The sequence below is a fragment of the Paenibacillus sp. cl141a genome, from assembly GCF_900109305.1.
GTDB lineage: Bacteria > Bacillota > Bacilli > Paenibacillales > Paenibacillaceae > Paenibacillus_AQ > Paenibacillus_AQ lautus_A.
Map to the genome: position 1 here is coordinate 210,659 of NZ_FNZO01000003.1, position 19,692 is coordinate 230,350.

Annotated in this window: 17 protein-coding genes, 1 pseudogene and 1 other annotated feature; of the genes and pseudogenes, 10 read left to right on the forward strand and 8 right to left on the reverse strand. The window is 53.0% G+C overall.

All coding sequences use genetic code 11. From position 1 onward, the window contains the following. The first annotated feature begins 9 nt into the window (after positions 1-9). From BMX45_RS10955 to BMX45_RS10970, 4 genes are all read left to right on the forward strand, one after another. Positions 10-1,083 carry a sensor histidine kinase gene (locus BMX45_RS10955; RefSeq protein WP_175495095.1) on the forward strand — a complete coding sequence of 358 codons (1,074 nt, stop codon included), beginning with the start codon at positions 10-12 and terminating at the stop codon, positions 1,081-1,083. A 208-nt stretch (positions 1,084-1,291) separates the two neighbouring features. Further along, complete coding sequence (locus BMX45_RS10960; RefSeq protein WP_090909706.1) at positions 1,292-2,227, forward strand: ABC transporter ATP-binding protein; 936 nt, start codon at positions 1,292-1,294, stop codon at positions 2,225-2,227. Between the two features lie 29 nt (positions 2,228-2,256). Continuing rightward, positions 2,257-3,375, forward strand: a complete 1,119-nt coding sequence (locus BMX45_RS10965; RefSeq protein ID WP_090909707.1) for an ABC transporter permease — start codon at positions 2,257-2,259, stop codon at positions 3,373-3,375. Then, on the forward strand, positions 3,375-4,526 hold the full coding sequence (locus tag BMX45_RS10970) for an ABC transporter permease (protein WP_090909708.1): 1,152 nt from the start codon (positions 3,375-3,377) through the stop codon (positions 4,524-4,526). The genes BMX45_RS10965 and BMX45_RS10970 overlap by 1 nt, the downstream gene beginning before the upstream one ends. 73 nt (positions 4,527-4,599) lie before the next feature. On the opposite strand, the gene trpS is transcribed toward BMX45_RS10970, so the two are convergent. Continuing rightward, on the reverse strand, positions 4,600-5,583 hold the full coding sequence (gene trpS, locus BMX45_RS10975; protein WP_090909709.1) for a tryptophan--tRNA ligase: 984 nt from the start codon (positions 5,581-5,583) through the stop codon (positions 4,600-4,602). A gap of 50 nt (positions 5,584-5,633) precedes the next feature. Then, positions 5,634-5,909: a binding site (T-box leader), on the reverse strand. A 120-nt stretch (positions 5,910-6,029) separates the two neighbouring features. On the opposite strand from trpS, the gene BMX45_RS10980 reads away from it, so the two are divergent. Both BMX45_RS10980 and BMX45_RS10985 read left to right on the forward strand, forming a co-directional pair. Next, positions 6,030-7,001: a hypothetical protein gene (locus BMX45_RS10980; protein WP_090909710.1), complete on the forward strand. Its 972-nt coding sequence runs from the start codon at positions 6,030-6,032 to the stop codon at positions 6,999-7,001. 70 nt (positions 7,002-7,071) lie between these two features. After that, positions 7,072-8,642 (forward strand): annotated as a pseudogene (locus BMX45_RS10985) (sigma-70 family RNA polymerase sigma factor). A 119-nt stretch (positions 8,643-8,761) separates the two neighbouring features. Here the strand turns inward: BMX45_RS10985 and BMX45_RS10990 are convergent. After that, entirely contained in the window at positions 8,762-9,526 is a 765-nt protein-coding gene (locus BMX45_RS10990) for an SDR family oxidoreductase (protein ID WP_090909711.1), read from the reverse strand. A 199-nt stretch (positions 9,527-9,725) separates the two neighbouring features. Continuing rightward, a complete protein-coding gene (locus tag BMX45_RS10995; RefSeq protein WP_254778034.1) occupies positions 9,726-10,556 on the reverse strand; it encodes a MerR family transcriptional regulator in 831 nt (276 codons plus the stop codon). A 231-nt stretch (positions 10,557-10,787) separates the two neighbouring features. Between BMX45_RS10995 and BMX45_RS11000 the strand changes: the two genes are divergently transcribed. After that, positions 10,788-11,192 (forward strand): SgcJ/EcaC family oxidoreductase, encoded by a 405-nt coding sequence (locus tag BMX45_RS11000; RefSeq protein ID WP_090909713.1) that lies wholly within the window; start codon positions 10,788-10,790, stop codon positions 11,190-11,192. Positions 11,193-11,215: 23 nt separating this feature from the next. Continuing rightward, positions 11,216-12,022 (forward strand): phosphotransferase family protein, encoded by an 807-nt coding sequence (locus tag BMX45_RS11005; protein WP_254778035.1) that lies wholly within the window; start codon positions 11,216-11,218, stop codon positions 12,020-12,022. Between the two features lie 72 nt (positions 12,023-12,094). On the opposite strand, the gene BMX45_RS11010 is transcribed toward BMX45_RS11005, so the two are convergent. Both BMX45_RS11010 and BMX45_RS11015 read right to left on the reverse strand, forming a co-directional pair. Beyond that, positions 12,095-12,700: a DJ-1/PfpI family protein gene (locus BMX45_RS11010; RefSeq protein WP_090909715.1), complete on the reverse strand. Its 606-nt coding sequence runs from the start codon at positions 12,698-12,700 to the stop codon at positions 12,095-12,097. Between the two features lie 13 nt (positions 12,701-12,713). Continuing rightward, on the reverse strand, positions 12,714-13,970 hold the full coding sequence (locus BMX45_RS11015) for an MFS transporter (RefSeq protein ID WP_090909716.1): 1,257 nt from the start codon (positions 13,968-13,970) through the stop codon (positions 12,714-12,716). Positions 13,971-14,100: 130 nt separating this feature from the next. On the opposite strand from BMX45_RS11015, the gene BMX45_RS11020 reads away from it, so the two are divergent. Continuing rightward, entirely contained in the window at positions 14,101-15,453 is a 1,353-nt protein-coding gene (locus BMX45_RS11020; RefSeq protein WP_090909717.1) for an aminotransferase-like domain-containing protein, read from the forward strand. 98 nt (positions 15,454-15,551) lie between these two features. On the opposite strand, the gene BMX45_RS32225 is transcribed toward BMX45_RS11020, so the two are convergent. Continuing rightward, positions 15,552-15,926 carry a DUF418 domain-containing protein gene (locus BMX45_RS32225; protein WP_090909990.1) on the reverse strand — a complete coding sequence of 125 codons (375 nt, stop codon included), beginning with the start codon at positions 15,924-15,926 and terminating at the stop codon, positions 15,552-15,554. On the opposite strand from BMX45_RS32225, the gene BMX45_RS11030 reads away from it, so the two are divergent. Then, positions 15,915-17,330, forward strand: coding sequence for a hypothetical protein (locus BMX45_RS11030; RefSeq protein ID WP_090909718.1), 1,416 nt, complete (start codon positions 15,915-15,917; stop codon positions 17,328-17,330). The two genes, BMX45_RS32225 and BMX45_RS11030, sit on opposite strands and share 12 nt — an antisense overlap. Positions 17,331-17,375: 45 nt before the next feature. Here the strand turns inward: BMX45_RS11030 and BMX45_RS11035 are convergent, their stop codons facing one another. Next, positions 17,376-18,560, reverse strand: a complete 1,185-nt coding sequence (locus BMX45_RS11035) for a Ger(x)C family spore germination protein (RefSeq protein WP_254778036.1) — start codon at positions 18,558-18,560, stop codon at positions 17,376-17,378. A gap of 17 nt (positions 18,561-18,577) precedes the next feature. Further along, entirely contained in the window at positions 18,578-19,687 is a 1,110-nt protein-coding gene (locus tag BMX45_RS11040) for a spore germination protein (protein ID WP_090909720.1), read from the reverse strand. Between the last annotated feature and the right edge of the window lie 5 nt (positions 19,688-19,692).

Genomic DNA, 19,692 nt, shown 5'->3' on the forward strand with positions numbered 1-19,692 from the left:
TTCAAAAGCATGCTGTTCCTGTATGTGATCAGCCAGTCGTATGCCTCTGATCTTGCGATAACGCCATGGTATATACTTGTCGTTCTTCTCTACCTGTCCGTGAATGTATCCGTCTATATTTTCAAGAGCCGAAGCATACAGCCGTACCTCATGCTGCTTGCGATTCTTGTTGTCGCGGCTTCCTCGTTCTACATCCATCCGCTGCTCCTCATACTGCTTCCCGTGAATCTGTACGAGCTGTTGTCGCTTTACGTTCGCAGGAGCTGGATGATTCTGATCCCCCTGCTGGTTCCAGCGCTTATCGTGCCTCAGGGGTTTGTTATGACCTACGTTTCTACATCCGTCCTATCCTATATTTATCTTACGATGCTCAGAACCTTTGTAAACCGGGCCGCATCCTACCAGGAGCAGAACGAGCAGATGCATCGTGAACTCGATCGGTTGACCCAGCGACTGAGCGAAAATAATGAGTACATCCGGCAGTTTGAATATATGTTCAAGCTGGAAGAGCGAAATCGGCTGTCTCAGGAAATTCATGACAAGATCGGGCATTCCATGACGGGAGCGTTGATTCAGATGGAAGCGGCCAAGCGCTTGATGACATCGAATCCGGACAAGTCCGCCGAGCTGCTGCAAAATGCCATATCCATCTCCAAAGAAGGCATTGAGAGCATCAGGCTGGTTCTAAAGAACGTAAAGCCTCCGACGGAGCAGCTCGGCATCAACCGAATGCGTTTATTTCTGGAGGAGTTCTCCGCTCAGCATCCGATCAAAACCGTATTAACGCATGAGGGCAATATGGATGTAATTACGCCGCTTCAGTGGAAAATCATTCAGGATAACACCCAGGAAGCGTTAACCAATACGATGAAGTATGCGAATGCAACAGCAGTCTCGTTGCATATCGAAGTTCTGGGCACCATGATCAAGGCCAAGGTCAGCGACAACGGCAAGGGCATGCAGAAGGTAATCAAGGGCCTTGGGATTTTAGGCATGGAGGAACGCGCTGCGGTCGTGAATGGAACCGTGATCGTGGATGGCTCGAGCGGCTTCTCGGTGACCACTCTAATTCCTTATAGCTAAAGCTGGTAAGCGCATTTGGCGGGTTAGGGATACCGGGTCAAACAAGACATTCCCCACAAGGGTGAGGATTTGGATCGTCAACAACATGAATATTCTCATGGGTAAGGATGAACTTGTGCACTATCGCAAGGGCATCCTTTTTTCGTACGATACATACAGATCAAGTCCACCGGTTGATGCGTGGATGGAATATGGAGGCGAAAAACGTATGAACGTGCTGGAGATCAAAGGGCTCACGAAAAAGTTTGGGGATTTCATAGCGGTAGACCAGCTGTCGTTGAACATACGGGAAGGCGAGATTTTCGGCTTCCTGGGCGCGAACGGAGCAGGCAAGAGCACAACCATCAATATCATATCGTCACTCATGCCCATGACCAAGGGAGAGGTTCATATCCTGGGCAAGAATCTGACGAAGCATCGAAGGTTCGCGAAGCAGCAGATCGGCGTGGTTCCACAAGAGGTCGCGATTTATGAGGATCTGACCGCCTATGAGAATGTTCATTTTTTTGCCGGATTGTATGGACTGAGAGGGTCGGAGCTTAGGAGCAGGGCCGTAGAGGCGCTTGCCTTCGTTGGACTTAGCGACAAACACAAGATGTATCCGAAGAGCTTCTCCGGAGGCATGAAGAGACGACTGAATATCGCTTGCGCGATTGCCCACAGACCGAAGCTGATCATCATGGATGAGCCGACCGTCGGCATCGATCCCCAATCGAGGAACTATATCCTGAACTCGGTCAGGAAGCTGAATGAGATGGGCAGCACGATCCTGTACACGAGCCATTACATGGAGGAAGTGGAGGAGCTCTGCACTCGGATTGCCATTATCGACCACGGCAAGATCATAGCGGAGGGCACGAAGGCACAGCTGAAGGCCATTATTACGGACCAGAAGGATATCGGGATCGAAGTGCAAACGGCCGCCCCTCTTGAAGCGAACAAGTTGAAGGAGATTGCGGGCGTCAAATCGGTTGAAGTGAAGGAGAATATCGTGCACATCAGCTCCGACGCAGGAGTCAATAACCTGAATAAAATCATTCAGCAATTCATGGCGCAAGGCATTGAGATTCGTTCCGTTCAAGCGTCCGAGCCGAATTTGGAAACAGTGTTCCTGACGCTGACCGGTCGGAGCCTTCGGGATTAGCGGACCTAGGAAGAGGGAGGTGGAAGTACATGAACGTACTGAGAATCGCGCTGAAGGAGATGAAGATCGTCCGGGAGCCACAGATGCTGGTATTCATGCTGGCAACCCCGGTGCTGCTCATTCTGATCCTGGGGACGGCGCTTTCGAATGCTTTTAACGGGAGTACCACGATTGGAGACATCCGGGTGTTATACCATAACGACGGAGCAGAACCCGCGCTTACGGAGCAATGGCAGGCATTTATGCTGGAGGCGGAGCGCTCATCGGGCATCGTCTTTGAGCAAGTCAGGGAAGGCATGGACGGAGGGCAGGAAGTGAGAAACAACCGGTACACCGGTTACGTGGAAATAGACGGCCAAGGCATCCGATATGATGGAAACAGCCGCAACAGTATGGAGAACGGGATTGTGCAGGGGATGCTGTCCGCCTTTGCCGACCGGTATCGGCTGTCAGCGGAAGCCGCAAAGATCGATCCGGAATATGAGAGCAAGCCGCTTGTTGATGATGGAGGGAGCTATGTGCTGGAGTCTTCCATTCAGGGAGCGAGGCAGCCGGGTTCGCTTGATTATTTTTCGATTGCGGTGACCACGATGATCATCCTGTACAGCGCCTTGACGGCAGGCGGACTCATCGATAGTGAGCGAAAGCGAAACACCGCACAGCGACTATTGGCTTCACCGGTGACGAAAGCCGAGATTTTTGCCGGAAAAATAACGGGCACGCTCGCAATCAATGCCGTATTTGTCATTATCGTTGTGCTGATCAGTAAATATATGTTCAATGCCTATTGGGGGGAGAACTCCCTCATGGTATTCCTGGTGTTGTTCACCGAGATCCTGTTTGCGCTCAGCCTTGGGCTTGGCATCAGTTATGTGCTGAAGGGAAATGCAGCCGGAGCTGTCATCATGGTCATTATTCAACTGGCTGCATTCTTTGGCGGAGGATATACGCCGGTTGCAAGCACAACGGGAATCATGAGGGAGGCTGCAACGTATTCTCCCTTGCATTGGTCCAATGAAGCTCTGCTGCAGCTCATCTATTCAGGCAGTGGGTCGGCAGCCATGCATGCGATGATGCTGAATATCGTTTTCTCCATCCTGCTGCTGGCCGTAGCCATGATTTCGATGCGAAGAAGGGAGGGGCTGTAATGTTGAAGGATATGCTCTGGCTCATTCGAAAGACGATATTGACCTCGTTGAAGGATTATAAAAATCTGCTGCTCGTTATTGCGCTTCCCATTGTCGGCATTCTGCTATCCACCTTAATCTACAAGGGCTCGGGCGATACCTCCGTTACCCTTGGCATCGTGAATCACGATTTCGAACAGAAAGTCACGCAAGATACGATCGATTTTGTTGCTCAATTGGAGCATACCGAGGCATCGTTCATTAGGGAATCGGAAGCGGATGACTTGGTTGTGTCGGGTGAACTGGATGCGGTGCTGATCTTCCCCGAAGGGTTTGCGAAAGGCGTAATTCAGGGGACGCCCGAGCCGGTCCGGATCGAATCGATCAAGGGAGCCCAGGTTACGGGGTATGTCAAATCGTATCTGAACGCGTACGTCCAGAATATTTCATCCATGGGGGTTATAGCGGGTGGCGACGCCGCCGCATTTAACGAATTATACAGCGGTTATCGCAGTTCTACGTTTCAATTGTCCACGACTATGGTTGCGGATCAATCGGCCAATCATGATATGACCAACCGGACGATCGGTTACTTGGTTGTGTTCATGTTATTCTCCGCCGTGAATCTATCGGCGTTGACGATCCGGGATCGCGAGAACCGTACGTACTATAGACTCTTATCGTCGCCTATTACGGCCCGCAGTTACGTCTTCTCGAATGCCATCGTGAACATCGTTCTGATGATGATTCAGATTGCGGCCACCTTGTTCGTCATGACCCGGTTCTTTCATATCGAGCCAGGCATTCCATTATGGCAGATGTTTCTGATTCTGTCGCTGTTCGCTCTGGTCGCGGTTAGTTTATCGCAGGTCATTGTCGCGTTCTCGGACAGCACCATGATGGCGAACGGAATCCAGACGATGGTGATCATGCCGACATCGCTGCTGGCGGGGTGTGTATTCCCGCTCTCCGTGATGCCCGAAGCGATTCAGCGAATCGCCGATTTCCTGCCGCAGTATTGGCTGCTCGATACGTTCGGCAAGCTTCAGCAAGGAAGCGGCCTGAACGACGTGATTCTGAACGTGGCGATTCTGCTGGCTTTTGCCTTGGCCTTATCACTGATTGCAACCTACAAGTTCGGGCGGAACCGGGATACTCGGAGTTATGTATAAAACATAAGCAAGGCGTCCCTTGTTCTGATTCCCGATAAGGATCAGTAATCAAGGGGACGCCCTCTCGGTTCTTTCAGAACGTGACCAATCCCATCGCTTTCTTGGCGGCAAGCAGTGTTGGGACTGCGGTTTCGGAAGCCCGCTGCGCTCCGTCCATCAAAATGCGATCAAGCTCGGAGGAATTCACGATTTCATGGAACCTCTCCTGGATCGGTTGAAGTTTCTCGATGACCACTTCGGCTAATTCCTTCTTGAACGTACCGTATCCTTGGCCTTCATACCGTTTCTCGATGACGGAGATGGCTTCCTCGGAGAATACGGAATAAATCTCGATCAGATTGCTGACCGCCGGCTTCTGCTCCCAGTCATGCCGGACCTGGCCATCGGAGTCGGTAACGGCCCTGGAGAACTTCTTGCGGATATCCTCCGGCGTATCCATCATGTGGACGCAGCTGTTCTTATTCGGGTTGCTTTTGCTCATCTTCTTGGACGGATCGTCAAGCCCCATGACGCGGGAGCCAATATCCTGAATGATCGGCTCAGGCACCGCAAACGTGCGGCCATACCGGTTGTTGAAGCGCTCGGCCACATCGCGGGTCAGCTCCAGATGCTGCTTCTGGTCGTCGCCGACAGGCACGTGCGTTGCCTGGTAGAGCAGCACATCGGCAGCCATCAGAACCGGATACGTAAACAACGCGGAGCTCACGGTATCCTTTCCGTCCGATTTCTCCTTGAATTGGGTCATGCGCTTTAATTCACCAAAATGCGCCTGCGTCTCCAGCAACCACCCGAGCTCTACATGAGCGGGGACCTGGGATTGCAGAAAGATCGTCGCTTTATCGGGGTCAATGCCCGACGCAATGTACAGCGCGGCAATGTCCCGCGTGCGCTGGTGCAGCTCCATGGGATCCTGATAGACCGTGATCGCATGCAGATCCGGCACGAAGAAATAGGACTCATACTTATGCTGCAGCTTCACATATTGACGGAGGGCACCCCCATATCCGCCAATATTCAAATCTCCGCTCGGCTTGATGCCTGACAATAATCGCTGCATAAAAAACACCTCCTGATTGTTTGCGAACAACACAAAAACACCTCATCCCTCAATGGGACGAAGTGTAACTTTCGCGGTACCACCCAAATTCGACCGTCCGGTCGCTCTTTAGCATGACGTGGAAATGGTGAAATGCACCATTATTCCTGCCATATCTCCCAAAGTAACGGTGGAGAGCCGTCAAGGCCTACTGCTCCGGCACAGCTCGGAGGTTCGGGTTGAAGCGAGAAGATCCATTCACTTATTCCGGAGTACCGGGCCTCGCACCATTCGCCGGTTCGCTTGGACTCAAGAGATAAGCTACTACTTCTTCTCATCGCCGTGTGGTATGTTGTTCTTAAATTCATCTGTGCAGCTCTGTTCGAATGTGAAGAGAGAACAAGATGATTTGATGAGTATCATCACACAAGTGTTAGGTGAATGTCAAGAGGAATCGGGGGGTCAGGATGAGCGATAAGGACAGAGCGATTCTTGGGGACGGATTATCCATACTGTCGCAGTGCAGAATGCTAACAGGGGATATTTGGCAGGCTCATTACGGAGCGGCCGCGATCGCGGGTTATTTTTTTGTCAAGGCAAACCATTTGCCCGGGAAGGTCGAGGAGGCCGTTACGGCGGAGAACCAAAGGATGATCGCCAAGTATTTGCAGTCGGGAACGGTGACAGGGGAAAGCTTGAGTGTGAAAAGTGCCGAATCAAGGATTCTTGCGGCCCTTGACGATACGATTGATGGGCTGCACTGGGTCGGGCACAATGTGATCTATGCCGCAATAAGCCTGGCTGCACTCCACGAGCTTGGAGGCGGTCTACGGCATGAAGCAGCCGATATCGCGGAATTAATAGCCTCCTTCACGAAGACGATTCCGGGAAGGTCCTGGATCGGATATTCTGCAGCCGAGGTCAAACGGTTGACCCTGGATGAACTTGACGGAATATATGAAATAACGGACGGCAATCAGCTGTCGGCCTTCATTTTAAACGAGCTGGCCTCTTATTCGGTGATCTACCGCGCAGAAGCCCATCATGACTTGATGGGGCATATGCTGACGTACTCGCATGCCTTAAACATCTTGTACGATCTTGGCCATCATGATTATTTCCACAGAGGCTTGCCGGGTCTGCTCAAAATCGTGAAGGTGCTCCGTGCCAGCAGCCGGCTGGATCCTGCAGAGCCGATCCGAATCGTGTCTCCGGTGGATCGGCTGCCTCTTTTGGAGGCTGCAAGATCTGCCTATTTGCCTCATCAGCCGGAGTACTGGATGGGAATCGACGGGGCTGCGATCGACTGGGACTTCGGTCATCTATTTAAATTCCCATTTAGTTTCTATCATCATTGGAACCGTGTTTCGGAGGCCCCGGCGAAGGCCGTGGAGAATTTTCGATATATTATCCATCCGGTGCAGACGATCATTTCCTGAGGAGGGGTAACCTTTTTCATTTAGATCGGCACTTAAGGGATAGAGACACCGAGAGGGAGGTGAAGTGAGCGTGATCCAGTGGATTGAGGAAGCCCGGAGGGGAAGCACGGAGGCCCAGGAAAGCCTGGTCCGCATTTTACCGGCATGGCGCTGGCCGTGGCCTACGATAAGCTGCAGGATCCTCATTTGGCGGAGGACGCCGTGCAGGAGGCGTTTACGGAGGCCTTTGCGAATCTGCATAAGCTGCAGGATTCCCGGCGTTTTCCCGGATGGTTCAAAGTGATCGTGGAGCGGCAGTGTTACAGAGACTTGCGCCGCAAGCAATTGCAGACGTTACCGCTGCATGAGGTTGAGCTGCCGGCTGGAGAACAGCGTAGCTTGGAGGCGGTTGTGGAAAAGAGAGAGATGGTACGCCAGCTGCATGCCACGGTCGCCGACCTGCCACCCGGCATGCGGATTGCCGTGCAGCTTTATTATTTTCAAGGCTACAGCCTTCGGGAGATCTCGCAATATTTGGACGTTTCCTTGCCGGCTTTGAAGAAGCGACTCTTTGATGCCCGGCGGAAGCTGAAGAACGCGCTGTACGTAGCCGACTTTGTATCGGTGTTCACCGATCTGTATGAGGGAGGAAAACGCATGCTGCATATCGTTAACGGGGATTCGGTAGGGGATAAGCTGAAGCAAGGAAACATTCAAGGAGATATTCTGGTGTGGAGGGAGCTTTATTCGTTTGGTCCGGTCTATACGAAGATGGACGAGCCGGATCATCGGAGAACAAGAGCTCAGTATTTGGAGCAAGCGCTGGGGATTCCGCAGAAGGAATATATCGGGACCTGCGAGTCGCAGGAGAGGAAGCTCCAGGATTTTCGAAAATATGACGAAGTTGTGCTCTGGTTTGAGCATGACCTGTTTGACCAGACCATGCTGGCCTACTTGCTGCATTGGTTTAAGGAACAGTCACTGGGGAATACGAAGCTGAGTCTGCTGTGCATTGGCGCATACCCGGGCATCGAGCTTTTTCGCGGGCTGGGGCAGCTTAGCACAGAGCAGCTCGAGACTTTGTCGGGCACATGGCACGCGATTGGAGACGAAGAGCTTATGCTGGGCAGCATGTTGTGGGAAGCCTATACCTCGGATCTGCCGGAGAAACATCAGCGCATGCTGGAGGTCGATTCCTCGGCACTGCCTTTTGCGAGGGATGCGTTCGAGGCCCATCTGGCACGGCTGCCCTCTGTGAGCCATGGACTCGGGATCATCGAGCAGACGACGTTAGAGGCTGTAGCGGGCGGAATCCATACGCCGTACGAGTTATTCCGCAATGTAGGTGACCGGCTTCATACACTCGGAATGGGAGACCTGGAATTCTGGTATTACCTGGCGAAGATGATTGAGGGGCCGGATTCCTTGCTGGTTATCGATGGTACAGCACTGTTTCCTGACTTCAAACTGGCTGTACCCCATTTTCAAGAGCGGGTGCTGCAAGTGACGAGTTTGGGGCATGAGGTGCTGGCCGGTAAGACCGACTATGCCTGCGCCGCAACGATCGATAAATGGGTAGGAGGCTTGCAGGTAAGGGGGAAGGATCCGTCATGGCGCTGGAACCCGGAGCGGAAGTCGGTTGTGCGGAGTGAATCCGATTAACCGAAGACATAGGAAAAGAGCGATATTGAGCAGAGTGACGAATCCGATTAACAGTAGAATACAGCAAAAGAGCTATCCTTTCTGGCGTTAATGCCAAGCAAGGATAGCTCTTTTCATAGTTACAGATGAGAGCCGCCGGTTGCATCGACCATCTGTCCCGTGACCCAGCGCCCGTCACTTGATGACAGAAACGCTACGACGTCCGCAATATCCGACGGCTGACCGATTCGGCCAAGCGCGGACATCTCTGCGGCATGCTGATGCCCTTCCGGAGTATGAAGCCATGCAGCATTCACGTCCGTATCCACGATGCCCGGAAGAACCGCATTCACCGTGATCCCGCGTGGACCCAGCAGCTTGGCGAGGTGCAAGGTGAACGTATTGATGGCTCCCTTGGTGATGTTGTAAGCCATAATATGCGGATAGGCGATACGCGTCACACCGGAGGAGATGTTGACGATGCGCCCGCCGTCACGTAGGAGCGGCAGAGCCTGTTGGACCAGGAAGAACGGTGCTTTTACATTAACGGCAAACAGCTCGTCGAAGCTCTCCTCGGTCGTCTCTTCAAAGGTCTTTGAGGTTCCGACGCCTGCGTTATTCACCAGAATATCAAAATGCTGGTCCCCCGTTACACGCAGCAGCTCCTCCTTCAGCGAATGAATAAGCCCCGTGGCTCCATCTACCGATCCCAGCCCAGCACCTAAGGCGATAGCTTGCCCGCCTTGAACCTGTATGGTCTGCACAACCTCATCCGCAGCATCCCGGCGGTTTCCGTAATGAACAACGACCAGTGCCCCTTCTTCCGCCAACCGAAGGGCGATTCCTTTACCGATTCCTCGGCTTCCGCCTGTAACCAACGCAACTTTGTTTTCCAATCGTTTCATGAAACTCCACTCCTCTTGTTTGATTTAAAGCTACTGTACACTCTCCAGTTAGGGGGAGAGTCAAGAGGTTGATTTAGAATTTTTCGAGAGTTATTCATGAACAACAAAGACATGGCGATTACTGCTGCTGCAAGTACGGATGGAGGCGATAGAGGCTGGGCAAAGGCCCGCTCCGGCAGCCTATCACGATAAGGATGAGTTACAACGCGTTACCTTGTAAGGGGATAAGCAATTCCGCGGGACGCTTCTTGCCATAGATATCTTTATCCGAGGTGAGATAGATTTCGCGGATCGGCTCCTGGTCCGATTGAACGAGGCCTTGGGACGAAATCCATGCTTTGAGCTCGGGTGCAACAGGACAGCTATAACCGTACGGATCACAACGATGTACAAGAGATGCGGCGGATTGAAGCATCGGCAGGTAGTCCACACGAACACGGCCATTAAAAGGTATGTCCCTGGTTATGGGGATTGCGACTTCGATGTCGGCGATGTCGGCATTCTCGCTGCCGTGATCATGCCAAAGGATGGTTAACTGGCTAGCTTCCTCTTCTCCATAAGAGGTCGCATATTTCGTAATCTCATCAAGCAAGAGACATAGCTGGCTGCGGGGGACTTGGTCGCGAATCGAAGCGGCGAGCTGGGATGGGACTTCCCGGATACGGATGAAGCCTGCCGGATCACCGGCTTCCGATGGCTCCAAGCGCGACATTCTGCTGTTCACCTCATCCAGCTGCAGCTGGAGGGTCTGCATCGCATGTCGCAGCTCCGTCATTTTATCCGCAAGTTTGTTCTTTACGACATCGGTTCCTATATCCTCTGCAAAAAAAGGCTTGAGCTGTTCCAAGGTAAACCCCTGTTCCTTGTAGGCGGCAATCCGCTTGACGGTCAGAAGCTGCTCCTCGGAATAGTAACGGTATCCGCTTTGCTCATCAACATGGGCCGGCCTTAACAGGCCCAGCTCATCATAATAACGCAATGTTTTGATGGAAATGCCGCTGACCTTGGCAAAAACGCTGATCTTCATCATACCGTTTGCTACCTCCTTTATGATTCGGTCTCTCGTGGATAACGATATCATATCCCGCTCTCCTGCCTACGTAAAGAACGCAACTCGCCGGAACTAAGGAACAACTCGGTCCCAAGACCGAGTCTGTTTTCATCCCGGGGCGGGAATTCAGTTCGGCCGGATTATCGTACAATGTGTTCAAAGAAGATTCGTGATCACGCTTAAGAGCAAGAAAGGAGATATTTCGATTCGCTGTCCAAGGCATGGGGAGAAGGGAATGGCCGGGCTTATGCGGAATGCTTTACGGAGGATGCGGATTACGTGACGTTTAGCGGACAGCACCTGAAGGGCCGCCAAGAGATCGATGAGGTACATCAGAAGCTGTGGGACGGGGTGCTCCGGGACTCCACGCTGGTAGCGGGGCCAACCCCGACGCAGCTGCGTTTCGTGACCCCGGAGCTTGCGATAGCCCAGGCTACGGGAGCGGTTCAGCTCAGATTCCATAAGAAGCCGCCCACCGGCCGCTTTTCCATTAATACCAACGTGCTGGTCAAAGTGAACGGCGAATGGAAGATATCGGCGTTTCATAACTGCCGGATTCAGAAGCCAGGCTGGATTCGACGGATGATGATGCGTTCGAATTCAAAATCCAGCTGATTAAAGATATGGAGGAAGGGCTTTTGAAGAAGGGTGCGCTGATTGGAAAAGGCAGGAGTGCAGAGGTCTATGAATGGGGAGAGTCTCAGGCACTAAAGCTGTATTATGAAGGGTATCGCCCGGAATGGGTGACATATGAGGCGGAGATGGGCCGCATCGTTGCGGAAGCGGGGGTTCCCGCCCCTTCCGTCTTTGACATGGTGGATATTGATGGACGTACGGGGCTGGTGTATGAACGGATTACGGGCCCTTCGATGCTGCGTAAGGTGCAATCGACACCGTTTCAGCTAACGAAGTGCGCCCGGGATATGGCGCAACTCCAACATGTGACGCACAGCTGCACGACCAGCCTGCTGCCGCCGCAAAAAGAAAAGCTGGAGCACGCGATTCTCGATGCAAGCGGCATCCTGCAAGAAAAAGCGAAGGCCATATGCAAGGTGCTGGATTCCTTTCCGGAAGGCGATTCCATCTGCCATGGCGACTTTCACCCGGACAATGTGATCGTTGCGGAGAACGGATGCCGGGCAATTGACTGGAATAACGCCCATGTAGGTAACCCGCTATGCGACGTTGCCAGGACATTGCTCATGTTCCAATCGCCGTTTTACCCGGACGATCAGCCGGGCATCTTGGTGCTTCCGCTTCGGATGGCCCGCATGCTATGGCAGAAAGTATACCTGAACGAGTACTGCCGATTATCCCGTGCGAAGCTGGAGGATATCGACCGGTGGATGCTGCCCGTAGCGGCGGCCAGGCTGAGAGAGAATGTTCCCGGGGAAAGAGATTGGCTGCTCGGGTTGATTGATGACCGGCTCCGAGCTTATGCCTAATGAAATCGTGATTCCTGCGAGGGAGAGCGGCTTCCATATATAGGGTAAGTTCCCCAGTCGCCGCATCCGGATTCACATGCCTATCTTCGCATCATATACCGCGGATGAGGTCCCCGTCCGGTAATAGGGGTAGCTCATATCCGTCTGGACCCGTTCAGCCGTCGCTGCATCGGTTAGCCTTTCGAGCACATAAAGGCCGAGATCAATGGACGAAGACACTCCGCTGCCTGTAAAGAGACGGCCGTCCTGTACAATGCGTGCTTGAACAACTTCCTTGCAGTAGGGTGTCAACAGCTCGTAAGCCGAAGCGTTGGTGGTAGCCCGCTTGCCCTCCAGCAAGCCGGCCGCGCCCAGAAGCAGCGATCCGGTGCAGACGGATACGAGATGTTTGGCTTCCCGGGCGGTCTGCAGCCAAGTCAGCACATCGGGGTCGTATCTCAGCTCCCTCGTGGTAAAGCCGCCAGGCACGAAGACGAGATCGTATTCCGAAAGATCCGGTTTGACCCGGGATACGACATACCCCAATCCGCGATCATCGGTGATTTGCGTGATTAGCGCGCAATAATCCCAGGATATATCTGCTTCGGGACGGATGCGGGCAAGCCGGGTCATGACTTCGGTGAAGCCGATCAGGTCCAGGGCCGTCATGCCATGGAATAGAATGAAAGCCATTTTCATCAAGAACACCTGCCTATAGTGATTTTTTAAAGCCGGCGCCGCCCGGCTGACCTGGAACGGAACGCCTTCGAATCGACGCACGATGAATCCGGTAATAGCCCATGGCCGACAGAGCGCTGAAAATCAGGTTGATCCCGATCAGCGCTTGGTAGCTGTTCGTAAGGTCATACAGGAATCCGCCGGAGAAGGAGCCGAGAACGGCGCCAGCCTGATGGAAAATAAGCAGCGTTCCGGCCTGCAATCCAACGGAGCGATGGCCCATGGCCTCGGCGGCTACCAGAATACCGCCCGGAATGGCGCCTAAATAGCTGGCTCCGAAGATGACCGAGAAGAGGATCGGAGAGGCGCTGAAGTGCAGATACAGCACCGTAAAGGCCACGATTCGAAATACGTACAGGAAGGACAAGGCCAAACTCCTCGACATCCGGTCCAGGAGGAAGGCAAACAGCAGCCCGCCTGTCAGCTCAAGCAAACCGAGAATACTCAGTGAGGACGTGAACATTACCGAACTGATCTGATGATGGCGATGGATGGCCATCAGGTGCATTTCAACCGTTCCCATGCTGAATCCGCATGTGAACAAAGCGAAGACCACCAGAAGTACGGTGCGACTGGTTACCATCTCCTTGGCGATCGGGAGGATCCGTGGCCTCCCAGCCGATGGGGGCGATTCAGCAGCGGAGGGGTCGGCTTCGTGCTCTTCGCGCTTTCGTTCTTTCATGATAAGCAAGGTGAGCGGTATGGATACAAGCGTGATCCATAAGGTGAAAGTGAATGCCGTTGTCCAATCGAGCCAGTCTCGGTTGCTGACAAATAGAGGCGTCAGTATGGCCAGGCCGAGCGAGCTCGCGCTGGTCATGATCATGAGTGCCTTCGCTTTATGGCGGCTGAACCAGCTTGTGACCACGACATAACCTGTACTTGCAGCCATGCCGGAGAGGCCGGAGAGCAGCCCGAGCCCCAGGAAGAATCCCGCCGGATGACGAAACGTAAGCACGGTCAGCATGGACATCACGCCAAACAGGGCGTTCAGGAGCATCATTTTTTTGGGACCGTATCGATCGGTCAACCATCCGCCGAGGGGAGAACAGATGGCGGCAACGGCAATGTTAACGGACCAGGTGAAGCTGATAAAGGTGAGGTCGACGCTTAAATCCCTTGCCATTTCTTGCTGGTAATAAGACATGACAAACCGGCTGATGGCCGCAGCAAACCCTAGCATCCATAGAAATATGAGAATGACCCATGCATAACCCCGGTCTCTTTTCATCGCAACCCCGTCAACCCCTCTCCCAAGTCTTTACTTCCGCTACGTCTTGCAATAAGCTAATTTTAATCATGCAGTCGGAAATGAACAGGACAATTTAGAGCAACTGTATCAATACAGGGGGATAAGCGGGATGGACACGAAGCACGAACAAATTGTTGCCCATATGATCCGTGAAGTGGAGAGGGGGCATATCCGATCAGGTCATAAGCTGCCATCGGTCAGAGCCTTGGCCAAAATGTTCTCCTGCAGTCCCAATACGGTCGTTCGTGCGTATCAGACCTTGGAGCGCGATGATGTCATCTACCCGGTGCCCAAGAGCGGTTACTATCTCGTGGAGGGGAGGGGCCCAGCCTCTGCGCGGACGGAAAGCGGGCCGATTGATTTCGCTTCAACGACGCCCCGGGGCGATTTTTTGCCGTTTCAGGAGATGGAGCACTGCCTGCGTAAGGCGATCTCCTTATACAAGGAGGAGTTGTTCGGTTACACCGATCCACAGGGGATCTTTTCGTTAAGGAACGAACTGAGCAGGTATTTTCACGCGCAGCAAATATTTGCAAATCCTGATCAGATCGCCGTGGTGACCGGGGCTCAGCAGGCCTTCTCGATCCTGACGCGCATGCCTTTCCCGGGACAGGGGCGGGCGGTCCTGGTGGAGCAGCCGACGTATTTCGGTTTCTTGGCGGCGGCGCGCGTTGCAGGCTGTCCGGTGATCGGCATCCATCGGGATGAGCATGGGATCGACCTGAAGGTGCTGGAGTCTTATTTTCGCAGCGGCCAGATCAAGCTGTTCTACACGGTGCCGCGATTCCTCAACCCGTTAGGCACCTCGTATTCGCTGGAGCAGAAGAGGCGTATCGCGGATCTCGCCCGGCAGCATGATGTCTATATCGTGGAGGACGATTATCTGGCGGACCTGGAGGAGGATTCGAAGGCAGACCCGTTGTACGCACTGGATCAGTCGGACCATGTCATCTATGTCAAAAGCTTCTCGAAGACGATCCTGCCGGGCATTCGAATGGGCGCCGTCCTTCTTCCGGATCGGCTGTTGGATCCATTTATTAGGCATAAAAACGCCGCAGACATATCGTCGCCGATCCTCTCCCAAGGCGCGCTTGAACTTTATATCAAGAGCGGCATGTACAAGCGCCATGCAGCCCGCATCCGGGAGCATTACCGGGAGAAGATGCGCTATGCCATCGAGGTATGTGCCCGTGTCTTCGGCAGCGGCATTCACTATACATGCCCCTCCTCCGGCGTGTTCATCACCATCCGGCTGCCCCAGTATGTAAAGGCAACCGCACTTCAGGATCGCTTGCTGCGGAGAGGTATCTCGGTTACGAACGTGGATCAACATCTGCTGCCGGAGAATCAGCGCAATGACCGGATTCGGTTATGTATCATCGGGGTGGAGAAACCTCGGATCGAGGCAGGAATGATTGTGATCGAGGAGGAAATACGGCGTTTAGAGCGACGGATGAGGTAGAAGGAATGGCGGATCAAGCTGGGCAGCAGCGTGAGGAGAAGCACGGCTGCTTTCGGAATTATAGATTATCATCGATTCCGTCATCGGGCAAAGACTAACTAACAAACAGGGGACCTATAGGTCTCCTGTTTGTTTGCGAATCGGCACGAGGGTCCAATAGGTACCGCATCGCCACAACCATTCCAAGGTCCGTATTGGAACCAACGCATCGACAGTTGGCTGGTTATGATCTGGAAGAACACAATCCCCAGGGAAACGAGCGAGGACACAACATAAGTCGTCGGTGTGGTGTTCAGCATGAAGCGCTGAATACCTACCGGAAAGACGGTTTGCCCAATGTAGTCGGTAAGCGCCATGCGCCCGTATGCGTATGATAAGTACGGGGCATGAACCCTTGCCCAGGCCCATGCATAAGATGTAGTCACACAAAACCTGCTGCCTGGGAAAGGGCGTGGCTTCATATGGGGATTCATCTAACCGCGATTCACTGGGTTTACCTGGCGTTTATCGTATTGATCATGACGCTGTTGATCCGGCGGCGCGATACGACGCTGGTTTGCATTACCGGAATATTCGCGCTGGGCATCCTGGCAACGGAGACGCTGAGCGGCTCGGTCTCCGGTGTCTTCAATTCATTCATCTACGCGACCAAAGAGCTGATGGGCACGATCATGATTATTTCCATTATCGTGGCGATGAGCCGGGTCTTGATCAAGACGGGGATCAACGAGACGATGGTGGCCCCGTTAACCCGTTTTATCCGTACTCCGGCTATGGCTTACTGGGGCATCGGCATCATCATGATGGTCACCTCCTTTTTCTTCTGGCCGTCACCGGCGGTAGCGTTAATCGGGGCGGTCCTGCTTCCCGTTGCCATCCGGGTCGGCTTGCCTGCCCTGGGAGCAGCCGTGGCGATGAATCTGTTCGGGCACGGCATCGCGCTATCGGGGGATTATATCATTCAAGGCGCGCCTAAATTGACTGCCGATGCAGCCGGATTGCCTGTATCCAGCGTCATGGCCGCGAGTGTGCCGCTCGTGGTCGTGATGGGGCTGGTGACGACCGTGGCGGCATTTTGGATGATGAAGAGAGATCAGCATAATGGCAGCTGGAGGGATGGATTGGTCTCCATCAAAAGCACGGGAGACGCGCTGACCACGCGTACCGATGAGGATGATACCGTTGCAGCCGTTTCTCCCGGCATGAAAAAATGGCTGGCCATTGCGATCCTGCTCCTGTTCGCGGCAGACGTCGCGGCCATGTTCATCTTGAAGCTGCAAGGCGGAGACGCGACGGCCCTGGTAGGCGGCACGGCCGTCCTGATCCTCGGCATCATTGCGCTGGTCGCTCATCGCAACCGCGGCTTGGAGAAGGTCACCTCGTATTTGATCGAGGGCTTCATGTTCGGATTTAAGGTGTTCGGTCCCGTCATTCCCATTGCGGCTTTCTTCTATCTGGGGGATGCTGCGTTCAGCGATCTGTTCGGTAAAGTGCTTCCGGAAGCATCCCATGGGATCGTGAACGACCTGGGGGTTGCTCTTGCGAATGCGGTACCGCTGAACGGTGCCGTGGGTTCGGTGACGTTGACGATCACCGGTGCCATTACGGGTCTGGACGGTTCGGGCTTCTCCGGCATATCGCTCGCCGGCTCGATCGCGCAGCTGTTTGCCACGGCCATCGGCTCAGGGGCTGCTACCCTGACCGCGCTTGGGCAGGTGGCCGCCATTTGGGTAGGCGGCGGGACACTCATTCCATGGGCATTGATCCCGGCCGCCGCCATCTGCGGGGTCAGTCCGTTCGAGCTGGCAAGACGGAATCTGAAGCCGGTGCTGCTGGGCCTTGCCGTTACCACGGTTGTTGCGATGTTTCTGGTGTAAATGTAAGCAGACATAAAGAGCGCTGACTGTATCGTCAGCGCTCGTTTAATCTATTGAGGAGCCAAAGTCTGTGATCTTCATATGGACCTCGTACGTTATAGGAACATGACTAAACGTCTCATCCCAATGATCCTTTACCTTTCTCCATACTCCTGGATGTTTGATACGAAGTTTTTCGCCGAAGCCTCCAACGTCCACGTGATAGACATGCTGCATTTTGTCCAGCGCCTGCCCGATCTGTTTACGAGCCTCTTCTTCAAACTGCTGCTCCAATTCTCTCATATATTGCTCGGTAGTGGGAATCTCCGGAAAACTCCAATCCTCGATGAATCTGCCTTCCGAATGGATTTTAATATGAAAAGAGATGTCGTCTCCATGCACTTTTGGAATAATCGAACTGTGGGAATTTTTGGGCTCATAGGTGATGGAATGCCCATCTCCCGCCGTATAGGTTTTGAGCGCTCCTCCTACCACATCCTCCTTGATCCAGGAAATGCCTTCGACCTCATACTGACTTAATTCACCGATCCATTTTTTCGTGTTGCCGTTAAATATGGCGGCTCCCGAAAATTTATGCTCGCTTTGTGCAGTAACGACATTCTGTAACAGAAAGCTTTTCCCGGACTGCATCGTGCTGTCGAGTTTGATCAGCGACATCGGAGGGAGGATTTTATTGGAACGATATCGATTATCCACGAGCCCTGTTAAGTAGAAAGCCGGGATTTCCCCGGGCTCCGTCGAACTTAATGCTTCCAGCGCACTCCGATGGCTTACCACGATTAGGCAGCTGGGGCGAATATCATTATCGCGGAGTATAAAGTCTAACACTTGTTCAAGACTGTATTTGCGGGCGAGTTCGCTTGAAATCACGATGACCTTAAGATGGTGGCCGATTAGCGGTCGGTCTCTTCGCAGTGAAAATTGGCGAAAGATCTGAATAAGGGAATCTCCCGTTAATTGTTCATTCAGATAGGCCTTGCTTGGCGATGATGGAGCGGAGCCGCTTTGTTTCTCGTTCTTCCCTGCAATGGGGGGCACAATCTGAACCGTAGCCGTCAGCACTTTCCTTTTGGGATAGGAGGCCCCTTGTTGATTGATATTCTGTTCGAACTTCGATTCTTTGGCTACATCCAGCCCTAACCCGACGTAAACGCTGAGATCCTCAATCTCATTGCTGCTCCAGCATCCTGTTGTAAAAAGCAGCAAAACGGTGACTGACAACATTGACATATACCTGATATGCCTGTTCAATTCGGCTTCACCCCCTTCTTACGGGCGATGCTGATCAACAGAAGAATGAGCGGAAGCGCGCCAAATAAATAGATGGATATGTTGCCAACGGTATCTCCCAATTTGAACGTTTCCGTTACATCCTTCGGAATCATCGCGATGAGGAAGATTATAGGCAGCAGAATAAAGAGAATCGGCCGTATGTTTTTCTTCAACAGCTGAGACCAGCCGATTGATGCAGCGTAATGCGTGATCGTAAAGGTTGAAAATATTTGCATAATCCAGATGACAAGCAGAAGGGATTCAAAGCGCTCGAATATCAAGCCCTGCATTTCGAAACTTCGCATTAAGTCCAACGTGGGCCAAGTTCTCTTCTGCACGCCGTGGATAGAGAGTCCGCCTATGACCATGATGACGGTGATCAAATAGATGACCATGGGGACCGTGATACCTACGATCATGGCTTTGGTTCCTTTTTTGGGAGAGTTCATGAATGCCATGGCAACGAACATGATCTCGTAACCCGTAAACGATAGCAGCGACGGTTTAACCCCTTTCAGCACAGGCATAAACCCTGAGCCCAGCACCGGTCTTAAATTGTTGATATCAAATATTTTAATGCTGAGCAAAATCGCAATGACGAAGAACACAAGCGTAATCGGGAGAATAATCTCATACATCCTCGCGATGCAGTTGATCCCCCCCAAGGTTAAATACAGACCGATCCACATAAAGGTCATGATGATCGCCCAAACGGGCGTGCCCTCCAGCAGGTATAACCCGGTTACCTCGGCCATCACCCTGATTTCAAATGCGGAAATGATAACAAAATAACCGATAAATAGCAGACTCAAAACGAAAGCCAGCCCTTTCCCGGTAATTTCGGGTACAAATTGAAACCACGTTTTTCCTTGAAATCGGCGGCATAATGCAATGACGATGAATCCTGCCAGCAAGATAATGAAAGCCGAAATGAGAATGGAGATCCACACGTCCGGCGTTTTGGCGGCCTCTACCGTTGTTCGTGGAAGCGTCAGGACGCCGGCCCCCAGCATGTAGTTGATGATCATGACGGCAGCCTGGGCAGTGGTAATCTGGTCATTTGGGTTGATATTGGAGCTGCTCATGGTCT